18 protein-coding genes are annotated in these 22,739 nt (G+C 35.7%); 14 read left to right on the top strand and 4 right to left on the bottom strand.

Going from position 1 to position 22,739, the window contains the following annotated elements; translation table 11 throughout:
- Nucleotides 1-941 precede the first annotated feature (941 nt).
- Nucleotides 942-1,700 (top strand): YjbA family protein, encoded by a 759-nt coding sequence (locus ACTWP4_RS14955; RefSeq protein ID WP_443129582.1) that lies wholly within the window; start codon nt 942-944, stop codon nt 1,698-1,700.
- Between the two features lie 264 nt (nt 1,701-1,964).
- Here ACTWP4_RS14955 and trpS read toward each other — a convergent pair whose 3' ends face one another.
- Nucleotides 1,965-2,963 carry a tryptophan--tRNA ligase gene (gene trpS / locus ACTWP4_RS14950; RefSeq protein ID WP_443129581.1) on the bottom strand — a complete coding sequence of 333 codons (999 nt, stop codon included), beginning with the start codon at nt 2,961-2,963 and terminating at the stop codon, nt 1,965-1,967.
- 412 nt (nt 2,964-3,375) lie between these two features.
- Between trpS and ACTWP4_RS14945 the strand changes: the two genes are divergently transcribed.
- Complete coding sequence (locus ACTWP4_RS14945; RefSeq protein ID WP_443129580.1) at nt 3,376-4,854, top strand: aldehyde dehydrogenase family protein; 1,479 nt, start codon at nt 3,376-3,378, stop codon at nt 4,852-4,854.
- A 251-nt stretch (nt 4,855-5,105) separates the two neighbouring features.
- Here ACTWP4_RS14945 and ACTWP4_RS14940 read toward each other — a convergent pair whose 3' ends face one another.
- Nucleotides 5,106-5,453 carry a DUF3899 domain-containing protein gene (locus ACTWP4_RS14940; RefSeq protein ID WP_443129579.1) on the bottom strand — a complete coding sequence of 116 codons (348 nt, stop codon included), beginning with the start codon at nt 5,451-5,453 and terminating at the stop codon, nt 5,106-5,108.
- 270 nt (nt 5,454-5,723) lie between these two features.
- Here ACTWP4_RS14940 and ACTWP4_RS14935 point away from each other — a divergent pair, with 270 nt between their 5' ends.
- From ACTWP4_RS14935 to pepF, 12 genes are all read left to right on the top strand, one after another.
- Complete coding sequence (locus ACTWP4_RS14935; protein ID WP_443129578.1) at nt 5,724-7,397, top strand: peptide ABC transporter substrate-binding protein; 1,674 nt, start codon at nt 5,724-5,726, stop codon at nt 7,395-7,397.
- Between the two features lie 143 nt (nt 7,398-7,540).
- Nucleotides 7,541-8,473, top strand: coding sequence for an oligopeptide ABC transporter permease (opp3b, locus tag ACTWP4_RS14930; RefSeq protein ID WP_443129577.1), 933 nt, complete (start codon nt 7,541-7,543; stop codon nt 8,471-8,473).
- Entirely contained in the window at nt 8,473-9,621 is a 1,149-nt protein-coding gene (gene opp3C / locus ACTWP4_RS14925; protein WP_443129576.1) for an oligopeptide ABC transporter permease, read from the top strand. Before opp3b ends, opp3C begins: the two co-directional genes overlap by 1 nt.
- Before the next feature lie 11 nt (nt 9,622-9,632).
- Nucleotides 9,633-10,682 (top strand): ABC transporter ATP-binding protein, encoded by a 1,050-nt coding sequence (locus ACTWP4_RS14920; protein WP_443129575.1) that lies wholly within the window; start codon nt 9,633-9,635, stop codon nt 10,680-10,682.
- Nucleotides 10,679-11,599, top strand: coding sequence for an ABC transporter ATP-binding protein (locus ACTWP4_RS14915; protein ID WP_443129574.1), 921 nt, complete (start codon nt 10,679-10,681; stop codon nt 11,597-11,599). Before ACTWP4_RS14920 ends, ACTWP4_RS14915 begins: the two co-directional genes overlap by 4 nt.
- A gap of 250 nt (nt 11,600-11,849) precedes the next feature.
- Nucleotides 11,850-13,070 carry a putative glycoside hydrolase gene (locus ACTWP4_RS14910; protein ID WP_443129573.1) on the top strand — a complete coding sequence of 407 codons (1,221 nt, stop codon included), beginning with the start codon at nt 11,850-11,852 and terminating at the stop codon, nt 13,068-13,070.
- 125 nt (nt 13,071-13,195) lie between these two features.
- Nucleotides 13,196-13,801, top strand: coding sequence for a GNAT family N-acetyltransferase (locus ACTWP4_RS14905; RefSeq protein WP_443129586.1), 606 nt, complete (start codon nt 13,196-13,198; stop codon nt 13,799-13,801).
- A 219-nt stretch (nt 13,802-14,020) separates the two neighbouring features.
- On the top strand, nt 14,021-14,416 hold the full coding sequence (gene spxA, locus ACTWP4_RS14900) for a transcriptional regulator SpxA (protein ID WP_443129572.1): 396 nt from the start codon (nt 14,021-14,023) through the stop codon (nt 14,414-14,416).
- A 447-nt stretch (nt 14,417-14,863) separates the two neighbouring features.
- On the top strand, nt 14,864-15,547 hold the full coding sequence (mecA, locus tag ACTWP4_RS14895; protein WP_443129571.1) for an adaptor protein MecA: 684 nt from the start codon (nt 14,864-14,866) through the stop codon (nt 15,545-15,547).
- Nucleotides 15,548-16,268: 721 nt separating this feature from the next.
- On the top strand, nt 16,269-17,663 hold the full coding sequence (locus tag ACTWP4_RS14890) for an MDR family MFS transporter (protein WP_443129570.1): 1,395 nt from the start codon (nt 16,269-16,271) through the stop codon (nt 17,661-17,663).
- Nucleotides 17,664-17,717: 54 nt separating this feature from the next.
- Nucleotides 17,718-18,803 (top strand): competence protein CoiA, encoded by a 1,086-nt coding sequence (locus ACTWP4_RS14885; protein ID WP_443129569.1) that lies wholly within the window; start codon nt 17,718-17,720, stop codon nt 18,801-18,803.
- Nucleotides 18,804-18,858: 55 nt separating this feature from the next.
- Nucleotides 18,859-20,676, top strand: coding sequence for an oligoendopeptidase F (gene pepF / locus ACTWP4_RS14880; protein ID WP_443129568.1), 1,818 nt, complete (start codon nt 18,859-18,861; stop codon nt 20,674-20,676).
- A gap of 756 nt (nt 20,677-21,432) precedes the next feature.
- Here the strand turns inward: pepF and ACTWP4_RS14875 are convergent.
- Together ACTWP4_RS14875 and ACTWP4_RS14870 are read right to left on the bottom strand one after the other, a co-directional pair.
- Nucleotides 21,433-22,326, bottom strand: coding sequence for a ClpXP adapter SpxH family protein (locus ACTWP4_RS14875; protein WP_443129567.1), 894 nt, complete (start codon nt 22,324-22,326; stop codon nt 21,433-21,435).
- Nucleotides 22,323-22,724 (bottom strand): globin domain-containing protein, encoded by a 402-nt coding sequence (locus tag ACTWP4_RS14870; RefSeq protein ID WP_443129566.1) that lies wholly within the window; start codon nt 22,722-22,724, stop codon nt 22,323-22,325. The genes ACTWP4_RS14875 and ACTWP4_RS14870 overlap by 4 nt, the downstream gene beginning before the upstream one ends.
- Nucleotides 22,725-22,739: the final 15 nt, after the last annotated feature.

The following is a 22,739-nucleotide window of genomic DNA, read 5'->3' as shown; positions in this document are numbered from 1 at the left end:
TAATCTCTAGTCTACAGCACTATAGAAAGGTGCATGCCTAAATAAGTTGGAACCGCCGTATACGGATCCGTACGTACGGTGGTGTGAGAGGTCGGATAATCAATTAATGATTATCCTCCTACTCGATTTATGGAAAGAAAATAGAACAATTCACAAAAAACTTAAACCGCGACATAATTTTGATGTAGTTTTACTTCCTTCCACATTGCATTTTGTTGAGGGGGACCATACGCTCCGGCAGAATACTACGCTTTCCGCGGGCACGGCTTCAGCTAACTTGGTAAAGAACTTCACTTTACCAAGTGGATCTACAGCTCGCGTGAGTTCCCGCAGGAGTCTCCGTATTCTGCCTCCGCTAATCACATTATTCTATCTTTTTAAAGTACAAGTACTCGGAAACGAATTCCCGTGTATTACCTCTTTTAAAAATCATAACACTTTGCAGAGCGAAGTATCTTGCCGTAGCGTGTGCCTGTACTTTGGTTTGCAGTATTTATTTTGACATCTGATAAATATCATGTAGAGGAGGTTTTGTTTTTATTATATACACAAATTAGTCATGTAACTTGTCCTTTGATCGCTTCTACCTTTTGTCATAGATTAGGGGCTTGTACATATAATGAGTATAAAGTGTTAAGGGGCGGGTTAAGTTGATTTATGTGTTACTTTTTTTGATTGGGTTTGGATTGTCTATCTCAGGTGGAGTATCGATTATTCTTTATTTGAATTTTATACCGGCTGGCTTGTCTTTCCTTGATTACCTTGCCATTGTTCAAGCGAAAATTGAATGTTATTTTTTCCTTCTGGGTCTTATTTTTATGGGAATATCTGTTCAAAAGATGACACTATTTTCTGTTAAATAATAACAAGAAAAGAATAAATTATCTCGTATTGGTTCATACTGTTTGATAAACAGATTAGTCAAAGTGAGGGTTCGTCATATGTTGTATTTACATGATGTATGGGTCAATTGGTTTGAAGGAGAAGAAAACGGCTATAATGTATGTCCCTTCCATGAATGGAGAAAGTCAGATGGTATTGAAATTCTAGATCAGGCTCCGATACTCTTCATCGATGACAACACCTTTCAATACATTGAAAATGATTTGCAAGATATACCTCAATCTATGCTAGATCAAATTTATCAACGTGCCTATACTCGAAAAAATCAGGAACGGCAACAGCTTGATTATGCTTGTGTCATCACGAATGGTTCATCCATACTAGCATTTGATACGATGGGATATCATATTCCGATTCGAAAAAGTAGATTAATCCCCCGTCAGGAGCGGTTAGTATTTGATCTAATTGAGGGACGAACGGCTAAGACATACTCAATACCTGACCATACGGATAAAGAATTTCACATTTTATCCTTACCACCAGAATATATGGTTGGTCTAACGAGAAGAGAACGTCAATTAAAACAATTACTAATGATCGCATTGGATCAATTAGAAGTCGCTCATTGCCAGGAAGAAGTAAGATACTGGTTAACAGAATGGGTACCGGAGCAATATCACTCAATTAAAAAAATGACTTTTAGTGAAGCATGGAAAAAGCTTTACAGAGATTTAGCGAATGGCTGGAGTTCCAAACATGAACATTTTTGCAAACAAATTATTAAAGGACAAGCTTTTTATGAAGATATTTGGGAGCGGGAACACGAACCTTATTCAACTAAATCATTAAGATCGTAAATAAGAAAACCTTGGAGAATTCATTCTGAACTCCAAGGTTTTCTTAAACAAGACAAGAAAGTATAAAATTTGCACGGATGTCTACGGAAGCGCCCAAAAGCTAGGCGACTTCACGAATCGCCATTATGTCCTTGTGCGAAAGTCATCAGCGGTTCGCTTTTCTAAGTGATTCCTTTATCTCAGTTGAATAGCTCCAGTCGCTACGTTTCTATGCGGGCGCTCTGTGCTTTTCTTATAATTTGTGTATCTAAATTTTTCTAAATACTATTTTTTCTTTTTCTTAACTCGGCCAAGTCCCATTGCTTTTTTTGCTTTACGTAACATTTTATTCGCTGCAAAGTTCGCTTTATCAGCACCTAGATCAAGTAAATCATCTAATTCATCTGATTCAATTAATTCATGGTAACGCTGTTGAATCGGACGTAATGCCTCAATTACAGCATTCGCAGTGTCTTGTTTAAATTCGCCATAACCTTTGCCGTCATATTTGTGTACCAATTCTTCAATTGATTCACCTGTACAGCTTGCATAAATAGTTAATAAGTTGCTAATACCTGGCTTATTTTCTTTATCATATTTGACAATACCATCTGAATCCGTAACAGCACTTTTAATTTTTTTTTCAATTTGTTTTTCGGTATCCAGCATAAAAATAGAAGCCTTTTGGTTTTCATCCGATTTACTCATTTTTTTCGTTGGTTCTTGTAAGGACATAATCCGTGCTCCGACTTTTGGAATGCTAATCTCCGGAATGGTGAAAATATCATTAAAACGGTGATTAAACCGCTGTGCTAAATCACGTGTCAGTTCCAAGTGTTGTTTTTGATCCTCACCAACAGGTACAATATCAGTATTATAAAGTAAAATATCAGCAGCCATTAGCGGTGGGTATGTTAGCAAACCAGCTGATACTGCTTCTTTACCTTTTGATTTATCTTTGAATTGGGTCATACGCTCTAATTCACCTATGTAACTCACGGTTTGTAACATCCAACCCAGTTGTGTATGTGCAGCAACTTCTGATTGGATAAATAGCACAGATTTTTCTGGGTCAATTCCTGAAGCTATGTATAATGCTGCCAAAGACTTAATATTTTCGCGTAATTTCAATCTGTCTTGTGGAACCGTAATCGCATGCTCATCTACCACACAAAAATAACACTGATTATCCTCTTGCAATGCCACAAAATGCTTCATCGCACCTAAATAATTTCCTAATGTTAAACTACCACTTGGCTGAATACCTGAAAAAATTGTTTTCATTTTCCTTCACCTCAATAAATCCATCTATATTTTTTTCCATAATTCTTTTTCATGAATACTCATTTAATTATCAATGTATATTACATTTATTTAGGCTTATACTCATTTGATTCTATCACATGTTGTATATAATTTCTCACAATTACTTATCACGGTGCTAATCGTCCGTAAAACCCCCATTGATAGAAGTCTCATTTTATGTCATTTAGCCCTTAGATTCCTACTAAATAAGCATTTACATCATTTTCTTCTATTTATAATAACATTTGTTAGGTAAAGTTGAAAGATTGCTTTCGTTATCATTCGTAAGTTTTGCTTATGAGCTGAATGGTATTAAGCCTTATGATGAATTATCAATTGATGGGTAGGGCATAATGTTAATAGATTTTTTAAAAGAAAGGAAGAAAACCTTATGCCTGAAAACCTTATACATATAGATGCTATCATCAATGGAGAGAAGCTAAAGGCCGACAAACAAGATCCACGCGAAAATCCAGCACATCCGGATGAAATTGTAGGCTATGCACCAGTTAATACGGTTGAAGATACGATCAAGGCGATTGATGTAGCGCACGACACCTTTACTACTTGGAGAGAAACGTCTATTGATGAGCGGATTGAACGAATGAGAAGTGCGATTCAGAAAATTAACGATAACACGCCTGAGATTGCTGAATTGTTATCACGTGAGCATGGAAAACCCCTTTATGATTCGGAAGGTGAAATAGGCGTTTCACTAATGTGGATGGAATATGCATGTGATAATGTAAAGAAAGTTTTGAAAAGTGATATTCAAGAGCATGATAATGGAAAGACCATTATTGCAAAGGATGCCATTGGTGTTGTTTCTGCTATCACACCTTGGAATTATCCTATATCACTTTCCACTATAAAGATAGCTCCTGCATTGTTAGCAGGAAACACGATGGTGTTGAAACCAAGTCCGTTGGCCCCGCTTGCTGTTAGTAAAGTCATAGAAATAATTGCCAATGAATTTCCACCAGGAGTATTAAACATGGTACATGGAAAAGCAGAGGTTGGTGTGGAGTTAACATCGAACCCTAAAATAGCAAAGATTGCCTTTACAGGTGGGACGGAAACAGCGAAACATATTATGAAGGCTGCGGCTGATACAATCAAACATATGACATTGGAATTAGGGGGAAATGACGCAGCGATTATCTTAAGTGATTTTGATGTCAATGATGAAAGAGCAATGAGACGTCTAGTTATTTCTAATTTTCTTACCGCTGGCCAAATATGTATGATTGCAAAAAGAATTTATGTTGATCAATCCATTTACGATCGATTTGTTGAAAAGTATATCGAGGCAGCAAACAAGTGGATTAGGGTGGGAGATCCTTTTGATAAAAACGTTACAGTTGGTCCTGTTAATAATCAAAAGCAAGCAACATATGTACAAAGTTTAGTTGATGATGCTGAAAGTAAAGGTGCTAAGGTAGTTAAATTAGGTAAGATTCTTGACCAAAATTTATTTGAAGAAGGTTATTTCATGCAGCCAACAGTTGTTTTAGGTGCTGACCAGCAAGACCCGATCGTTGTAGAAGAACAATTTGGACCAACAGTTCCCATTTTACCGTTTGAGAATGACCAGCACGCGATTGAGCTAGCCAATGACAGTATTTTTGGTTTGACAAGTTCTGTCTGGGGAGAAGAAGAACATGCCTTAAAGATTGCAAAGCATATACAAGCTGGAACGACAATGATTAATACAGCAGCGGTTCAAGGGCTAGATGTGCGTTTCCCATTCGGTGGTGTGAAACAATCTGGGATGGGGCGTGAATATGGTAAGGAAGGGATCCTAGCTTACGCAGATACCCATGTTATTAATGTTCCTGAAAATTTAGATTTGCCTTATATTCCTGAATAATTTGGGAAAATAAAAAAATGGAGGATGCCGCATTTGCCTTCGTGGATTTGCATATTAGAGACAAATATAGGGTCTTAAGAAGAATAGATTAAAACTATCAGGATGTTGTTCATAAATATAACAAAGCCTTGGGATCCCAAGGCTTTGTTTATACTAGAATGAAAAACTCTTCTAACTAGTATTTATTCTGTTTTATCATTTCCATATATAATTATTACTAAATTACATAAAATTTATCATTTTTTAAAAGTTTAGTAATATAATAGTAATAATATAAGCATTACCCCTAACAAAGCTCCTCCTTGGATAAAAAAGAAATGAACCCAATTAGTATTTACTCTATTAGACGGTAATTCATACTCATCAAAGCTATTTTGCCATTTAGTAAACACTTTTCGGAAGCTGAAAGCAGTAATATCAAAGAATTTTTTCGATATTACGTAGAGTAAAAGTCCTGCTATTAAATATAAGGCTCCCATATAAAAAGTAGTATTGATGTATGCGAGTAATGAAACATTTTTAGTAAATAATATGATTAATAGTAGACATACTAAGCAATGTACGACTATTAGTATAAAATGATTAGTCCCTTTTCTCATGAATATCTTGTCTCCTTTTTTATTTATTATGAAATAATCTAGCAATAATATCAATTATCTGAATAATTAAAATAAACTGAAAAAACTAATAATTCAGACTAATTTAGAGAATTCGGGACTATAATACCATTTTATCGTTTGCAATCATTGAATTTAAACGATTTTGTTGAAAAATGACGAAAAATATAGTGAATTGTTTGAAAATTATATGTATAATATCTATTGTAAGTTTTGTCTTTATAAACTAAAAAAATAGGGGGTATTATTTTAATGAGACATAACAAATGGTGGTTGTTAGTATTAGCGCTTGTTCTTGGTTTAGTACTTACTGCATGCTCAGGTGCAAGCGATAGCACAGAAGACGACAATGCTGGGGAAAATGAAAGCGCTGAAGAAAAAGTATTACGTATTTCTTCTCCATCTGACATTCCGACAATGGATCCTATCCTAGCAGAGGACAATGTATCAATTCAATACACAGATACAGTGTATGAAGGTTTATATCGCTTAGCTCCAGAAGGTGAAATTGTTTCCGGGATTGCAAAGAAAGATGAAACAGAAGTAAGTGAAGATGGTTTAACATATACTTTCCATTTACGTGAAGACGCAAAGTGGGAAAACGGTGACCCTGTAACAGCACAAGATTTTGTTTATGGTTGGCAACGAGCAATTAATCCGGATAACAAGTCTTTCTACGCAAATTATTTAATGAGTGGCAAAATTAAAAATGCTGCTGAAATCTATGCAGGAGATTTAGAGCCATCTGAGTTAGGAGTAAGTGCTCCTGATGATTATACTTTTGTAGTTGAATTAGAGAAGCCAGTACCATATTTTGAATCCTATGCTGCTTTTCCAACTTTCTTACCAATGAATAAAGAATTTATAGAGGAACAAGGTGATGATTTCGCCTTAAAACCTGAGAATATGTTATCTAATGGTCCATTCAAAATGACCGAATGGAATGCAGAAGCAGGATGGAAATTAGAAAAAAATGAAACATACTGGGATGCTGAAAATGTAGCATTAGACGGTATCAATGTTAAAGTAATTAAAGAACCAGATACAGCACTTTCTAACTATGAAGTGGGCGAATTAGACCGCGTTACATTATATGGTTCACAAGTAAATGATAATCAAACAAGTCCAGAATACAACTCACTTGCTGAAACAAGTGTATTTTGGATGAAATTTAACCAAGAATCAAAAACTGCTAGCAAGTACATGCAAAATGAAAACTTCAGAAAAGCATTAGCAAAAGCATTTAACAAGCAAGCATATATTGACGTTGTTTATGGAAATGACTCTACTCCAGTTAATTATTTTGTACCAAAAGGTTTTGTGAAACACCCTGAAACAGAAGAAGATTTCCAACAAGGTAGTGATGTTCTAGCATATGACGTTGAGGCTGCTCAAGAGTTATGGGCAACAGCAAAACAAGAACTAGGATTTGAAGAAGTAACATTAACCTTCTTAAGTGGTGATAGTGATGTTGCTAAAAGTATTAGTGAGTTCATGAAGGGAGAACTTGAGAGCAATTTAGAAGGTTTAACCATTGAACCTAACAATGTTCCATGGTCACAACAATTAGAAATTATGCGTAATAAAGAATATGAATTAGCAGTTTCTGGTTGGGGACCTGACTATAAAGATGCGATTTCTTTCGTAGATCTTTGGGTAACAGGTGGAGAAAACAACGATATTGCCTATTCTAACAAAGAATATGATGCACTAGTTAATGCCGCAAAAGGTGAGCTGGCAACAAAACCTGTAGAACGTTTCGAAGCAATGCAAGAAGCAGAAAAAATTGCATTGGAAGATGCAGCAATTGCACCAATTATGCAGCGTAAAACATCTGTACTTGCAAAAGACTATGTAAAAGGAATGGATTCACTAAATCCATTTGGTAATGACTATAGCTTTAAATATGTAGATATTGTTAAGTAGTTACAATGAATATCTAATCTTATAGAATGGCAAAGAGAGTATAGCATAGATTGGATAGCTATACTCTCTTTCAACTGTTTTCAGAATTGTTAGAATTATTAACAAAAATCAAGGTGAATTTTACTATATAGGAGGTGGAAGCAATGGCCAAATATATTTTGCAACGACTCGTGTATATGATCATTACATTGTTTATTATTGCAACAGCGACGTTCTTTCTGATGAAATTACTTCCGGGTTCTCCGTTTAACGAACTAGGGGGCAAGATGACAGAAGAACAGGAACAGATTTTGTTAGAAGAATATGGTTTGAATGAACCTGTACCTGTACAATATGCCAAATACATGGTAGGTATGGTACAAGGTGATTTAGGCGTGTCGTTTCAATATAATAATCGATCGGTAACAGACATAATACTGAATCGACTTGGTCCATCTGCACAACTAGGGGCACAAGCTTTAATTATTGGCTCTATTTTAGGAATTGTTTTAGGGATGATTGCAGCTATAAGACATAACACTTGGTTAGATTACTCTTCCAATGTTTTAGCGGTTATTGGGATATCCATACCGTCATTTGTATTCGCAGGTTTGCTTCAATATTACTTTGCGGTTCAATGGAGAATTTTCCCGCCTTCGTTTTGGGAAGGACCGATTTATACCGTATTACCAACAATAGCTTTGATGATATTTCCGATGGCCATTTGTGCTCGTTTTATGAGAACCGAAATGTTAGAAGTATTAGGGTCTGATTATATTGAATTGGCACGAGCAAAAGGTGTTTCAAATAGTAGTATTATGTTTAAACACGCACTACGAAATGCATTGATTCCTGTTATTACTGTCTTAGGTCCAATGACTGTTAGCTTAATGACTGGTACATTAGTTATTGAACAAATTTTCGCAGTTCCAGGGATTGGTGAACAATTCGTTAGATCAATCAGTGTTAATGATTATCCGGTTATTATGGGGACAACCATGTTGTTCTCTGTATTATTTGTCGTGATAATCTTAGTAGTTGATTTATTATATGGAATTATAGATCCAAGAATTCGAATTACAGGAGGGAAGGACTAATGGACAAGGACACAAAGAAATATAACACGGAAAAGTTCAAACGTGTCCATTTACACGATGATGCCAGTGAAGAGCTGAATCGTCCTCAACTCTCCTATTGGAAAGATGCTTGGATACGACTTGGAAAAAATAAAGGAGCTATTTCTGGATTAATAGTCCTAGCATTCATTGTTTTAATTGCCTTTATTGGGCCACTAATGAATGATTATGAAAATGATGAAACGAATTATGATGCAGCCTATTTACCACCAAAAATTCAAGGTTTAGATTGGCTTGGTTTTGATGGGATCCAAACATATGAAGTGCAAGGAACATCAAAAGAAGATGCAATTGAAAGTGGACTTAAAGGATATGAAATTGATAAAGAATTTGTCAAAAGCACAGAAGTAGTGATTCCGAAAGAAGAAAGCGATAATGGTTACTTAACCGTTGCAATGGAAGTAGATATATATGCAGCGAGAGGTTTAGAAGATCAATATTTTTGGTTTGGCACGGACAGTATGGGGCGTGATTTATGGACCCGAATCTGGAAAGGAACACAAATTTCCTTATATATTGGTTTTCTTGCTGCGATGATTGATATGGTAATTGGTGTACTTTACGGTGGAATATCCGGGTACTATGGTGGCAGAACGGATAATATTATGCAACGTATTATTGAAATTCTCTCGGGAATTCCAAACTTAGTTGTAGTAATTTTGATGATCATATTACTTGATCCTGGATTAATTGCCATCACGATTGCCTTGACGATAACCGGTTGGATCGGCATGGCACGTATCGTTCGTGGCCAAGTTTTAAAATTAAAAGGACAAGAGTTCGTTTTAGCCGCACGAACATTAGGTGCTAATGATAAGCGGATTTTGATGAAACATTTAATTCCGAATGTGACAAGTGTGATCATTATTAATACGATGTTTACGATTCCTAGTGCGATATTCTTTGAAGCCTTTTTAAGCTTTATTGGTTTAGGTCTACAACCACCAATCGCATCACTAGGTACACTAATTGATACAGCCTTCGATGATTATAGGGTATATCCATATATGCTTTTATACCCGGCTGTGATTATTTCCTTATTAATGATTGGCTTTAATATACTAGCGGATGGTTTACGAGACGCATTAGATCCGAAGATGAGAAAGTGAGGTGTGTGAAGATGGATCCAATTTTAGATGTTCGTAATTTACATGTATCGTTTGACACTTACGGTGGTACTGTACAAGCGGTAAGAGGTGTTAATTTTGCATTGAATAAAGGAGAAACATTAGCAATTGTTGGGGAGTCCGGTTCCGGCAAGTCTGTAACAACAAAAGCGTTAATGGGACTTGTTGCAAAACCAGCGGGGCACATTCCCAAAGGAGAAATTCTTTTTGAAGGAAACGATCTAACGAAACTATCCTATAAAGAAATGCAAAAAATTCGTGGGAAAGATATGTCGATGATTTTCCAAGATCCGATGACGTCTTTAAATCCAACGATGAAAATTGGTAAGCAAATTATGGAAGGTCTCATTTTACACCAGGAATTATCAAAAACGGAGGCGCGTAAACGTGCGATTGAGTTGCTCGAATTAGTTGGGATTCCTGATCCCGCTAAACGAATCGATCAGTATCCTCATCAATTTTCTGGTGGTATGAGACAACGTGTTGTTATTGCCATAGCACTTGCATGTAATCCAAAAGTGTTAATTGCGGATGAACCGACAACAGCACTTGATGTAACTATACAAGCACAAATATTAGAATTAATGAAAGATATTCAGAAGAAAATGGATACCTCCATCATTTTTATTACACATGATTTAGGAGTAGTAGCGAACGTAGCAGATCGTGTAGCAGTTATGTACGCAGGTAAAATTGTCGAAATTGGTACAGTGGATGACATTTTCTACAATCCTAAACACCCTTATACTTGGGGATTACTTGGCTCTATGCCAACAGTAGATAGTGATGAAGAAAAATTAATTGCAATACCTGGTACTCCGCCTGATTTAATGAATCCGCCAAAAGGGGATGCATTCGCTGCACGTAATGAATATGCGATGCAAATTGACTTGGAAGAGGAACCACCATTGTTTAAGGTTTCAGATTCACATTATGCTGCAACTTGGTTGTTGCATGACGATGCACCAGATGTGGATCCCCCTGAAGCGGTCAAGAAGCGGATGAAAGGTAATATCTCTTCTGGAGAGGAGAACCCATCATGAATAAAGAAAAAATTTTAGAAGTCAAAAATCTAAAGCAACATTTCCAAACAGGTAGAAACAGTGTTGTTAAAGCAGTAGATGGTATTAGCTTTGACATTTACCGTGGTGAAACCTTTGGATTAGTTGGTGAGTCCGGTTGTGGGAAATCAACGACTGGAAGAACGATCATCCGCTTATATGATGCGACAAGTGGTGAAGTGAAGTTTAATGGTGTTGATGTTCACGGAAGTAAGTCAAAAAAAGATATAAAACAATTTAATCGTCAAATGCAAATGATTTTCCAAGATCCGTATGCATCCTTGAATCCTAGGATGACAGTAAAGGAGATCATTTTAGAAGGTATACAGATTCATGGATTAATTAAAAATGAAGCTAAAAAAACGAAACGCGTGGAAGAACTACTAGATACTGTTGGTTTAAACAAAGAGCATGCGACTCGTTATCCACATGAATTTAGTGGTGGTCAACGCCAACGTATCGGGATTGCCAGAGCGTTAGCCGTTGATCCAGAGTTTATCATTGCTGATGAACCTATTTCTGCTTTGGATGTATCGATTCAAGCACAGGTAGTCAACTTAATGAAGGAATTACAAGAAGAGCATGGTTTGACATATCTTTTTATTGCTCATGACCTTTCTATGGTTAAATATATTAGTGACCGTATTGCAGTAATGTATTTTGGAAGGATTGTAGAGCTTGCGGATAGTAATGAGTTATACGAAAATCCATTACATCCTTACACAAAGTCTCTCCTATCAGCGATTCCATTACCGGATCCTGACTTTGAACGTAATCGTGAGCGGACCATTTATGATCCAGCACAACATGATACAGCGGATGCTGAATTTAGAGAAGTAACACCAGGACACTGGGTATTATGCACAGAAAAAGAATATAAAGCATATCAAAATAAATGAAGTGAAAGCTCTTATCCAATATAGGATAGGAGCTTTTTATCACGGTACTAATCGTCCGTAAAACCCCCACTAATGGAAGTCTCACTTTAAACTCGAAATTAGTCAAATATACTCTAAACAAAACACAAAAAGTAAGTTAAAAGGACTAAATTCGCTTTTTTTATAAATTTTTTAATGAATATTAACAAAAGAGGTCAGTAATTCTATATAATAAGGTTATACATAAATTTAGTTGTAGGAGATTGATGGTATGCGTAAGTACATTAAATGGTCAGTCAGCATGATGGTTGCGATGATCCTGTTAGTAGTAATCACAACTACAGTAAGCGCAGAGGAAGAAAAAGAAGTAACACTACAGGCACATGCCCACAAAAAAATGGGCACCGAATTAATAAAACATACATTGCCTGAAGCATTAGCACGATTTTCGTTTGTATCTGATTTGAAATTTGAATATCCAGATGCTGTGCGAGGAATATATGTAACTGGTCATTCTGCTGGTGGAAGCAGATTCGAAACATTATTAGATCTTATTGAATCAACTGACTTGAATGCGATGGTAATCGATATTAAAGAGGATCATGGCTATGTTACGTTTAAACCTGATGAAAAATTACCATATGAGGGCGTTGCTCATAATTTCATGAAAGACCCTAAAAAAGTATTGAAAACCCTTGAAAAGAAAGGGATTTACCCAATAGCTCGTATTGTTGTATTTAAAGATTCTGTCTTAGCTGAAGCAAGGCCAGATTTATCTTTTACGAAAGACGGCAAAGTTTGGACAAATGGTAAAGGCGAATCATTTGTTAGCCCATTTCAAAAAGAAGTCTGGGAATATAACCTTGATATCGCCAAAAGGGCAGCAGAGCTAGGCTTTAAAGAAATTCAATTTGATTATGTTCGCTTTCCGGAAGGCTTTGAAAAACGTGATAAGGAACTAGAATATGATCAAGGGGATTACGCTGACGTTGAACTTGATGAAATTAAGAAAAGAGTAAAAGCTGTGACAGATTTTGTTGCATATGCGAGGGAAGAATTAGCATATTACAATGTAGATGTTTCTGTTGATATATTTGGTTATGCTGCAACAATTGAAGAAACACCAGGTATTGGACAAAACTTTTCAAAAATCGCAAATAATGTCGATGTAATTTCATCTATGATTTATCCTAGTCATTGGACACCATATTTCGGTATCGATTTTCCTGATAAAGAACCATATCGTTTGGTTAATGAATATGCTAAAGTGGAAAATAAAGTATTAGGTGCATTAGAAAATCCACCAGTATCAAGACCATGGATTCAAGATTTTGAGGCGCCATGGCTGTATAGTGGTCCTACTTTCCAGTATGAAGTGGAAGAAGTGGAAGCTCAGATCAAAGCTTTAAATGAGAATGGTATTGATGAATTTTTAATTTGGAATGCTGGAAACTCATATACTGAAGGAGTCGATTACACACCATTAGATTAGCCTCACAACATGTGAGGTCCTTTCTATTGAGACAATATTCTTTTTAGCGAGTAATTAAAGTAAATAAGGGTATAATGAGAGTGATTCTATACAACTGGAGCACTTTAATAAAGGGGAGATTAGTGTTGAATTGGTACGAGAAATTAAATCAATATTTCCCACTAGAGGAAATGAAATCAAAACAACATATGGAATTACTATTAAAAGAAAAAGGAGATGTTTATTACAAAGATGAAGGACCTCATCACGTATTAATGTATGCTGAGTTTCCTACATTTCTTTTTATTGACTATGTCTATGTATCGAAGGAGTCACGTGGACAAGGTATCGGTCATCAGCTTATGGACAAACTGAAGAAAAAAAATAAACCAATTATTCTAGAAGTTGAGCCGTATGACTATAAGGATAGTGACTCAACCAAAAGGTTACATTTCTATCAAAGAGAAGGCTTTAAGCATGCCGTATCGATTGGTTACACAAGAAAGTCATTAGCTACAGATGAGACAAATACCTTAGAAATTTTATATTGGTCTCCAACTGGAGAAGATGAAGAAGCAATTTATGAACAAATGAAACGGATGTATGAAGATATTCATACATACAAGGATAAAGAAATTTACGGAAAATCCTATCAGCCTGTCGATGAAGTATTAACATATAATGATGGCAGGGAAGCGGATGATATCTTTACCACATTAGATAAACAACGTAACGAAAAAAATAATAAATAAAGTTATAAAATGTGTTTAGTTATGAATTGTGAGGGTATACTCTTGATAAAGACAAAGATATGTAAAAAGTGAAGAAAAACACATAATACCCTATCATTCCATTACAAGATATAGTATACTTAGTACATAGATAATAGATTAGATTCATTTTAAAGTAATAAAAGGTGTAAGTGACAAGCATCTAAATATAAATTAATCCATTTTGAGGAGTGAAGTTACATGGTAACACTTTATACCTCGCCAAGTTGTACATCATGTCGTAAAGCGAAAGCATGGTTAGAGGAGCACGATATTCCATTTCAAGAGCGCAACATTTTCTCAGAACCATTAACGCTTGATGAGATTAAAGAAATTTTAAGAATGACTGAAGATGGAACAGATGAGATCATTTCAACTCGTTCGAAAGTATTCCAGAAATTAAATGTAAACTTGGATCAGCTTCCATTAAAAGATTTATTCCAATTGATTCAAGATAACCCTGGATTATTAAGAAGACCAATTATTTTAGATGAGAAAAGACTACAAGTTGGCTACAATGAAGATGAAATTCGTCGCTTCTTACCACGTACAGTTCGTACTTTCCAATTAAGAGAAGCACAAAGAATGGTAAACTAAAAGGAAAAGCAGATCTTATTTTTGAGATCTGCTTTTTTATTAAAAGTCAATTGCTTACAAAAGCCATACAGTGCAATGTATATTCCGTCGGTTGTACAAACGTGATCATGAAAAAACACTTGTAGTTTAAGCAGAATACGCAGACACTTGTGAGAAAATATTTCGAGCAGAATCATATGTGTATTTTTTCATGATTTAAACAATTAACTAGTGACAAATAGGGTATAATAAGCTACAATCTATAATTAATACATTGTTATAAGGTCCAATTTTATTTTTTTAGGTTTTTATGTTTTCAAATAAGCAGTAACTATCATACAATAGAGGTAACATCCTTTTTAAGTTAAGATAGGATGACCAAAAGGGTATATGTATTAATAAGGGTTTAGATAGAAGAACATTGATCCCTTCCAACCCAATCACTTATCAAGAAGGGAGAGTTACAGGATGGAAATAGAAAGAATTAACGAAAATACAATAAAATTTTACATCTCTTATATGGACATCGAAGATCGCGGCTTTGATCGGGAAGAAATCTGGTATAACCGTGAAAAGAGTGAACAACTCTTTTGGCAAGTAATGGATGAAGTCAATTATAATGAAGAAGACTTTCAAATTGATGGTCCATTATGGATTCAAGTGCAAGCTCTTGAAAAAGGTCTGGAAATTGTAGTGACGAAAGCACAAATTTCTAAAGATGGTCAAAACTTGCAACTTCCAACAGAGTCTGGAAAAACAATTGATATGCCGGTTGATGATAAGATTGAATCACTTCTAGAAGAAAAGTTCGGTCCTACAGAGAAAGAAGTGCCAGAATTGGAACAACAATATGGGCAAGATTTTGTTGTGGTGGTAAACTTCAAAGAGTTAGAAGATATTATTCAATTAAGCCACGTTTTTGAATCGTCTATAGGAATGAGAGATGAGTTATATTATTACGACAATCAATACATGCTGATTACTCGATTTGACGAAGATTATTTGACAGATGATGAGCAAGAAGATTTAATCAGTCAGATTTTAGAATTTGGTCAGGAATCAACGGTAACATGTTTTGTGGTCGAAGAATACGGAAAAATGATTTTTGAAGAAGATGCACTGGAACAAGTTAGTGAACATTTTGCACGTTAACTAAGTATCTATAATGATGCTTAGTTTTTTTCTTTTTGTTTTGACAGAAGTTTGGACCATAAGACAAAAACCTATTATGAACTGTGGAAAGAGAGTGTCTTTTCACAGTTTTATTATGGCTAATAAAATTACAAAGTCTTGATCACGAAAGCGCACAATAATAAAGAAACTTGCCGATTGGAGCTGCATAGTCGTACATATACCTTGTGGTGGGGTACCTTGCTCACCGAGATTCCGTTATCGCAGTTGATTCTGAAGCCGCTACCTTTCTAAACGAGCACCCTCTACACTTTCCTAAAAAGTTGAGGAATCCACAAACGAGATAAACGACAAATCCAATAAGCAAGAGCTAAGATTTTTAGAATAAAACAGGATAATTGACAATCCAACAAGGATGAACAAATTTATTACTATAAATAGCTTTATCACAGTGTTAAACGGTTTCAAGACCTGACTTTCAAGTTCAAGTTAATCGAGGAAATAAACGTTAGGGAAAACAATTCATTTGAAATTAGGAAGAACAGACGGGCGGATTTCCCGATTTTTTCTATGTATGTATCCAGGAATAGTTTTCATCCAACATCCAAAAATATAAATTACTATTCCGCATATAATAAAAAAATATCGTTGCTTTTAAAAAAATGTTGCATTTATTTCGTATATCGAAATAATTTATGTTATGATGTACCCTGTTATGTAAAAAATAGAGAGAAGGAAGAATATGAACAATGATATAGAGATTAAACGAACACCGTTGATGATTGTTTTAATGTCAGGTGCCTTCGTCGCAATATTAAACCAAACGTTACTAGGAACAGCATTACCTCATATTATGGAAGACTTACAAATCGATGCGGCTACTGCACAGTGGTTACAATCGATTTTTATGCTTGTAAACGGGATTATGATCCCAGTTACAGCGTTTTTGATTGAACGTTTTACAACAAGGGCATTATTTTTAACTGCAATGGGGAGTTTCGCTATTGGAACATTAATAGCAGCAGTTGCTCCAGGATTTTCAGTTTTAATGGTGGGTAGAGTATTACAAGCTGCTGGTGCAGGTATTATGATGCCTTTAATGCAGACCATTATGTTTTTAATATATCCAATTGAAAAGCGTGGGACAGCAATGGGACTATTTGGAATGGTCATTGCATTTGCCCCGGCAATTGGACCAACATTATCAGGTTGGTTAGTAGAAAATTTTCCATGGAGAAGTTTGTTCTATGTCGTGTTACCGATCGCCATCATTGACTTGTTCGTTGCTAATAAAATATTAGTCAATGTAACAAAACAAACATTCCCGAAAGTAGATGTTATCTCGATCATGTTATCAACTCTAGGTTTCGGTGGTATTCTATATGGATTCAGTATGGCTGGCGATGTTAATCATGGCTGGTTAAGTGGTATGGTACTTATTCCGTTAATTGTTGGTGCAGTTACGTTATATTTCTTTATCCGTCGTCAGTTCAAGTTGGAAAAACCGATTCTGGAATTCCGTATATTTAAGTATAGTATGTTTAGCTTGACTACTGTTATTGGCATGATATCCTTTTTAGCAATGATTGGTGGAGCAATTATTTTACCAATCATGATGCAGGATTATCTAGGGTTTACTGCTTTGGAGTCAGGTTTAGCATTGTTACCTGGTGCTGTTTTAATGGGATTAATGAACCCAATAACTGGGCGCTTATTCGACCGTTTTGGAGGAAAATGGCTAGCTGTAGTAGGGTTAGGAATACTTACGATCACTACTTTCTTATTGGCCATTCTCACAACGGAGACAACCTTTGCTTACATTGCAACAGTGAATGCAGTGCGAATGTTTAGTATTTCGATGGTGATGATGCCGGTAACAACTGCCGGATTGAATCAGTTGCCAAACGAAGTAATCCCTCATGGGACAGCAATGAATAATACAATGCGTCAAATGGCCGGCGCACTTGGTACAGCATTGCTTGTTTCCGTTATGATGAATCAAGCGATCCCTAATGATGGCTTGGCAGGAATGGTCCATGGTTCCAATGTTTCATTTATGGTTGCTGGTATCATTTCAGCAGGAGGCTTTTTCTTAGCTTTCTTTATCAAAAATTCGATACCAGGAAAAACGGAATAATAGAGAAGGAAAAAGCACCTTTTTGTAGAATTATAACTACATGGAGGTGTTTTTTTGCTACAAGCAGTTAATCAAAAAGGAGAGCTTGTACCTATTTGGAAAATGAATCGTGACGAAATAAAGCAAAAAAGAAAGCAACAATTTTTCTGTCCCGCTTGTAAAGAACCATTAATGATAAAAGCAGGATTGAAAAACACACCACACTTTGCTCATTACTCCAAAAGTAATTGCGCCCTTTCTGGTGAAGGAAGTTATCATGAGAATGGAAAAAAGGATATTTATCTGTGGCTAAGTGACCAAGGCTATCAAGTACAGTTAGAGCATTATTTTCCTGATATTAAACAAAGGGCTGATGTATTCTTAGAGATGAAGAAGAAAAGAATTGCAATAGAATATCAATGTGCTGCTATTACTATACAGGAAATTTGTCGGAGAACAGAAGGTTACCGTTCTATAGGTGTTATTCCGATTTGGATCCTTGGAGCCAACAAATTACAGCGAAAAGGCACACAATCCCTCAGGATTCCCTCTAATGATCAAACATTTCTGCATCAATTTTATCCGTCCTTACCATTAAGCATTTTCTATTATTGTTCCAATACGAAACGTTTTATCATCTATCAAGATTTGATCTTTTTATCGAAAACGAACACATTTGGAGCCATCCATATATCTTCGTTATCATCTCTTCTATGGCAAGATTTATTTCAACCAAGGTATCGCAATAAAGCATTATTTCGCAAATATTGGCAACAGCACAAGCAAAAATGGAGAAATAAGCCAAGTTCACCTTATCAGCGCCAAGAGAATGAATGGAGACAATGGCTTTATCTTCATCAATTAAATGTACAAACTTTACCATCCTTCATTTATCTTCCAATTACCACGCAATTTCAGTTGAAAACTCCACCATGGATTTGGCAATCCAGACTCTACATTGACCTCATATTAAAAAAAGAATATTTTACAACAGATCAAGCAATACATCTTCTCCGTGATCATTACCATTCTTCAGATTGTTTCCCTTTAGTTCTGCCAACAAATGACCCGGTTGGTGAATATTTACGGATACTAGTGCGTATAGGTATTTTAAAGGATGTCTCTGAAACTAAATACCAAGTAAATCGTACTACTGTATGAACAATACGTAAATAAGTTATAATAAGGGCACAGTAACAATGAAGGAGGAATTTAAATGGCAAAGGCACAGAAATCACTACCGAAACGTGAAGATATACCTGAAGAGTTGACATGGAAATTAGATGACATTTTTGCGACAGATAATGAATGGGACAAGGAATGGGAAGAAGTAAAGGCGTTATTACCTAAATTTCAAGATTTTCAAGGAACCTTGAAGGATGGAGCGGAAAATGTATATCAATTATTACAATTACAAGATGAAGTATCAGATCGTTTAAGCAAACTCTATACATACGCACATATGCGTTATGATCAGGATACAACAAACTCTTTCTATCAAGCGATGAATGGTAAAGCGGAAAATTTGATTACTCAAGCTTCCAGTACGATGAGTTTTATTACGCCTGAGATCTTGAAATTGGATGAGCAGACATTAGAACAGTATTTAAAGGAGCATGAAGGCTTACGTTTATATAAACATACATTAGATGAAATTAATCGCCAGCGTCCACATGTTCTAACCGAAAAAGAAGAAGTACTATTAGCAGAAGCATCAGAAGTAACGGACAATCCGTCCCAAACATTTAGTATGCTTAACAACGCAGATCTTACCTTTCCATCTGTAAAAGATGAGCAAGGAAATGAAGTGGATTTAACACATGGCCGTTATATTAATTTCCTCGAGTCCAAAGAGCAGCGAGTTCGTCGTGATGCATTTAAAGCGATGTATGACACATATGGCAGTTTAAAAAATACATTTGCTTCAACACTACAAGGAGTTGTCAAAAAAGATAATTTCTATGCAAAAATCCGTAACTATGATTCTGCAAGACAAGCAGCTTTAAACAAAAATAATATTCCCGAAAAAGTATATGATAATCTGATTGAAGCAATCCATGAAGGACTGCCATTACTACAACGATATGTAGCATTAAGGAAAAAGGTATTAGATATAGAAGAATTGCACATGTATGACCTGTATACACCATTAGTGAAAGATGTCGATATGTCATTCACTTATGAACAAGCACAAGAAACAGTGACAGAAGCGTTAAAACCTTTAGGAGAAGATTACTTACATGTCATGCAAAGGGCATTCAATGAACGTTGGATTGATGTCGAGGAGAACAAAGGAAAGCGGAGTGGAGCATATTCTTCTGGTGCCTATAGTACAAACCCATACATTTTAATGAATTGGCAGGACAATTTAAATAACTTATTTACATTGGCACATGAACTAGGTCACTCAATGCATAGCTATTATACACATAAGCATCAACCATACCGCTACGGAAACTATTCCATTTTTGTTGCGGAAGTAGCTTCTACTTGTAATGAAGCATTATTGAATAATTATTTAGTGAAGAAAACGGATGATAAGAAGGAAAAATTATTCTTGCTTAATCACTTTTTAGAAGGATTCCGAGGTACTGTGTTTAGACAGACTATGTTTGCTGAATTTGAGCATCAAATTCACGTATTAGCACAGGACGGAGAAGCCTTAACTGCAGATCGTCTAACTGAACTATACTATGATTTGAACAAAAAGTATTTTGGTGATGACTTGGTTGTAGATGAAGAAATCGGATTAGAATGGTCACGTATCCCACACTTTTACTACAATTATTATGTCTATCAATATGCGACAGGCTATGCAGCAGCACAATCATTAGCCGCTCAAATTTTAGAAGAAAAAGAACCTGCAGTTGAACGATATCTAGGCTACTTACAAGCAGGAAGCAGTGATTATCCTATTGAAGTGTTGAAACAAGCAGGCGTTGATATGACGGAGAAAACCCCTGTTACCAATGCATTGAAAGTATTTGAAGAAAAACTTGATGAAATGGAAAAATTATTAGATCAAGTTAACTAAGGAAAAAGGCCACCTTATCTGGTGGCCTTTTGAAATCCTTTAAATTGTTTTCTATCACGCCAAAAGTACACGGACATGTAAATCGTGACAAATAAAATAGGTATAGTAAAATACGGTGGAATCATTCGCATTAACCCAAAAATATTAAGTATAAACGCAAATACCGGAAGTATCAAAAGTAATACTTTCATTAACAGCAGCACCTCCAAAGGAGTTAATGGATAAAACAGACAAGTTATCGGGTGTTCATAGACCGAACCATCAACAGTATGCCATTATAAATAAGCAATTCCTAAAGTATCAATCAGGGTCAGACGGAAAAAATTCACTTAATTATTATTTTCGAATGAGTGTACTCCATGACAAACAATTTAATAAAAGGTTTACCACTCACATAACATGACTTTCATCACGGTGCTAATCGTCCGTAAAACCCCCACTGATGGAAGTCTTCCAAGAGACCAATATCCTTAAAAGGTGACCAATAAATACAACATTAGCAACTATACTATATCGTATGCATATTTCTGTATTCTAGAAGTGTGAAACTTTTGTGAATTTGTGCACAAACCTATTGTCAAGCGGGGTGACGCTTGGTATAGTAGAGGTAAGGTAAACAAACAACCCCTTTGTTTGACCTGAAACTTTCTCCCATCCCTTATCTAGTAATAGGTAAAGCAGAAGCGGACATGTTACGTAACATGTCCGCTTTGCTAAAGTTAAAGAGAGTGAAAAATCAGCTGCTCTCCACTTTACTTATTTTGTATATTTCCAGAAGTAACCAAACTTTACTGGTACTTTTTCAACTAGTTGCTTAAGTTGTAATTTTTTCATTTCCTTTTCTGCTTTTTCCATTGACCAATCATAGACTACTGAGATTTCTTTAGTGCCAACAAAGTCATAATGTGATATGAAATCCAGCAGTTTAGGCTTTATTGCTGGTAGAGGTTCCTTTTGCAACATTTGCTTCAGAACTTTGACATAAATTTCATAAGGGTAAATACCAGAAATTTTTAAGCCTGCATCGTCTTCTGATTCATTGAAGAAAACCATTGTTGGGATATATTCAACATCCATTTCTTTTGTAATCTTCAAATCACATTGCAAAGCTTTTTTAGACGATTTTGAATAAAGATCTTCACGAAATTCATTTATATCCAAGTGTACATTATCAGCACAATCCAATAGTACTTCTTCTCGTGAAATATCCTGTTTATCTAAAAAAGCAAGCTCTTGTAATTTACGTAAGAATCGTTTGCCAGCTTTTTTTCCTTGTAATTCTGCCGCTTTGATAGCAATGGAAGCAAGCCATGGATAATGAATTGGGTTTTCGATCCAGAGATCACCATCACAACTCATTCCAGTACGACTTGCGGTTTTTTCCCAAATATCTTTTAATTTTCGTGGCTTTTCAAATTTATCTTTATGCAAATTTGTTAGTTGTCCACTTAGAACGGTTCTTATCGTAAAAAAACGTCCATATTCAATGGAAAGCTTTTTTAAATATGGTTCCAGAGACCAGCATTCAGGACAAAGTGGGTCAATAAACACATAAATTTCAATTGGCTTCTTTAAAATATCGATAAAGTGATAATGCGCTGTTTGGTTACGATCTTGAGGTTGCCAAGATCCGGCGGAGTTCCAATTCACAATGATTCTCCTTTCTCTTCAGGCGTATTCATCATGTGATTGGCCGTAAGTATGAGCCGATCAAACATTGCACTTCGAAATGGTTCCTCAATATTTGCCTCTTCCAGTGCACCTTCCATACAGGAAAGCCATGCATCTCTTCTTGTCGGTGTAATTGGAAAGCGTAAATGCCGCTTTCTCATCATAGGATGCCCATGTTCTTGTATATATAATGGTGGACCTCCAAAAAATTGAGTCAAAAATTGTTTCTGTTTCCGAGCGACTTCGGTAAAGTCGTCTGGGAAGAGTGGAATTAGATCAGGATGTTTAGACACTCGTGCGTAAAAAGCCTCAACTAATTCTTCAATTTTTCTCTGTCCACCAATCGCTTCATAAATGGAGCCCGCTTCTTCTCTCATATTACTCCAAACCTT

Source organism: Gracilibacillus sp. D59 (assembly GCF_052246695.1).
Lineage (GTDB): Bacteria > Bacillota > Bacilli > Bacillales > Amphibacillaceae > Gracilibacillus.
Note: the sequence above shows the minus strand (reverse complement) of the source record. Positions and strands in the feature narration are given on the sequence as shown.

What these genes read in the sequence shown, in the direction of transcription:
- ACTWP4_RS14955 (WP_443129582.1), top strand. Translation starts at nt 942, where the DNA reads ATGTTGTATTTACATGATGTATGGGTCAATTGGTTTGAAGGAGAAGAA.
- trpS (WP_443129581.1), bottom strand. Translation starts at nt 2,963, where the DNA reads ATGAAAACAATTTTTTCAGGTATTCAGCCAAGTGGTAGTTTAACATTA.
- ACTWP4_RS14945 (WP_443129580.1), top strand. Translation starts at nt 3,376, where the DNA reads ATGCCTGAAAACCTTATACATATAGATGCTATCATCAATGGAGAGAAG.
- ACTWP4_RS14940 (WP_443129579.1), bottom strand. Translation starts at nt 5,453, where the DNA reads ATGAGAAAAGGGACTAATCATTTTATACTAATAGTCGTACATTGCTTA.
- ACTWP4_RS14935 (WP_443129578.1), top strand. Translation starts at nt 5,724, where the DNA reads ATGAGACATAACAAATGGTGGTTGTTAGTATTAGCGCTTGTTCTTGGT.
- opp3b (WP_443129577.1), top strand. Translation starts at nt 7,541, where the DNA reads ATGGCCAAATATATTTTGCAACGACTCGTGTATATGATCATTACATTG.
- opp3C (WP_443129576.1), top strand. Translation starts at nt 8,473, where the DNA reads ATGGACAAGGACACAAAGAAATATAACACGGAAAAGTTCAAACGTGTC.
- ACTWP4_RS14920 (WP_443129575.1), top strand. Translation starts at nt 9,633, where the DNA reads ATGGATCCAATTTTAGATGTTCGTAATTTACATGTATCGTTTGACACT.
- ACTWP4_RS14915 (WP_443129574.1), top strand. Translation starts at nt 10,679, where the DNA reads ATGAATAAAGAAAAAATTTTAGAAGTCAAAAATCTAAAGCAACATTTC.
- ACTWP4_RS14910 (WP_443129573.1), top strand. Translation starts at nt 11,850, where the DNA reads ATGCGTAAGTACATTAAATGGTCAGTCAGCATGATGGTTGCGATGATC.
- spxA (WP_443129572.1), top strand. Translation starts at nt 14,021, where the DNA reads ATGGTAACACTTTATACCTCGCCAAGTTGTACATCATGTCGTAAAGCG.
- mecA (WP_443129571.1), top strand. Translation starts at nt 14,864, where the DNA reads ATGGAAATAGAAAGAATTAACGAAAATACAATAAAATTTTACATCTCT.
- ACTWP4_RS14890 (WP_443129570.1), top strand. Translation starts at nt 16,269, where the DNA reads ATGAACAATGATATAGAGATTAAACGAACACCGTTGATGATTGTTTTA.
- pepF (WP_443129568.1), top strand. Translation starts at nt 18,859, where the DNA reads ATGGCAAAGGCACAGAAATCACTACCGAAACGTGAAGATATACCTGAA.
- ACTWP4_RS14870 (WP_443129566.1), bottom strand. Translation starts at nt 22,724, where the DNA reads ATGAGAGAAGAAGCGGGCTCCATTTATGAAGCGATTGGTGGACAGAGA.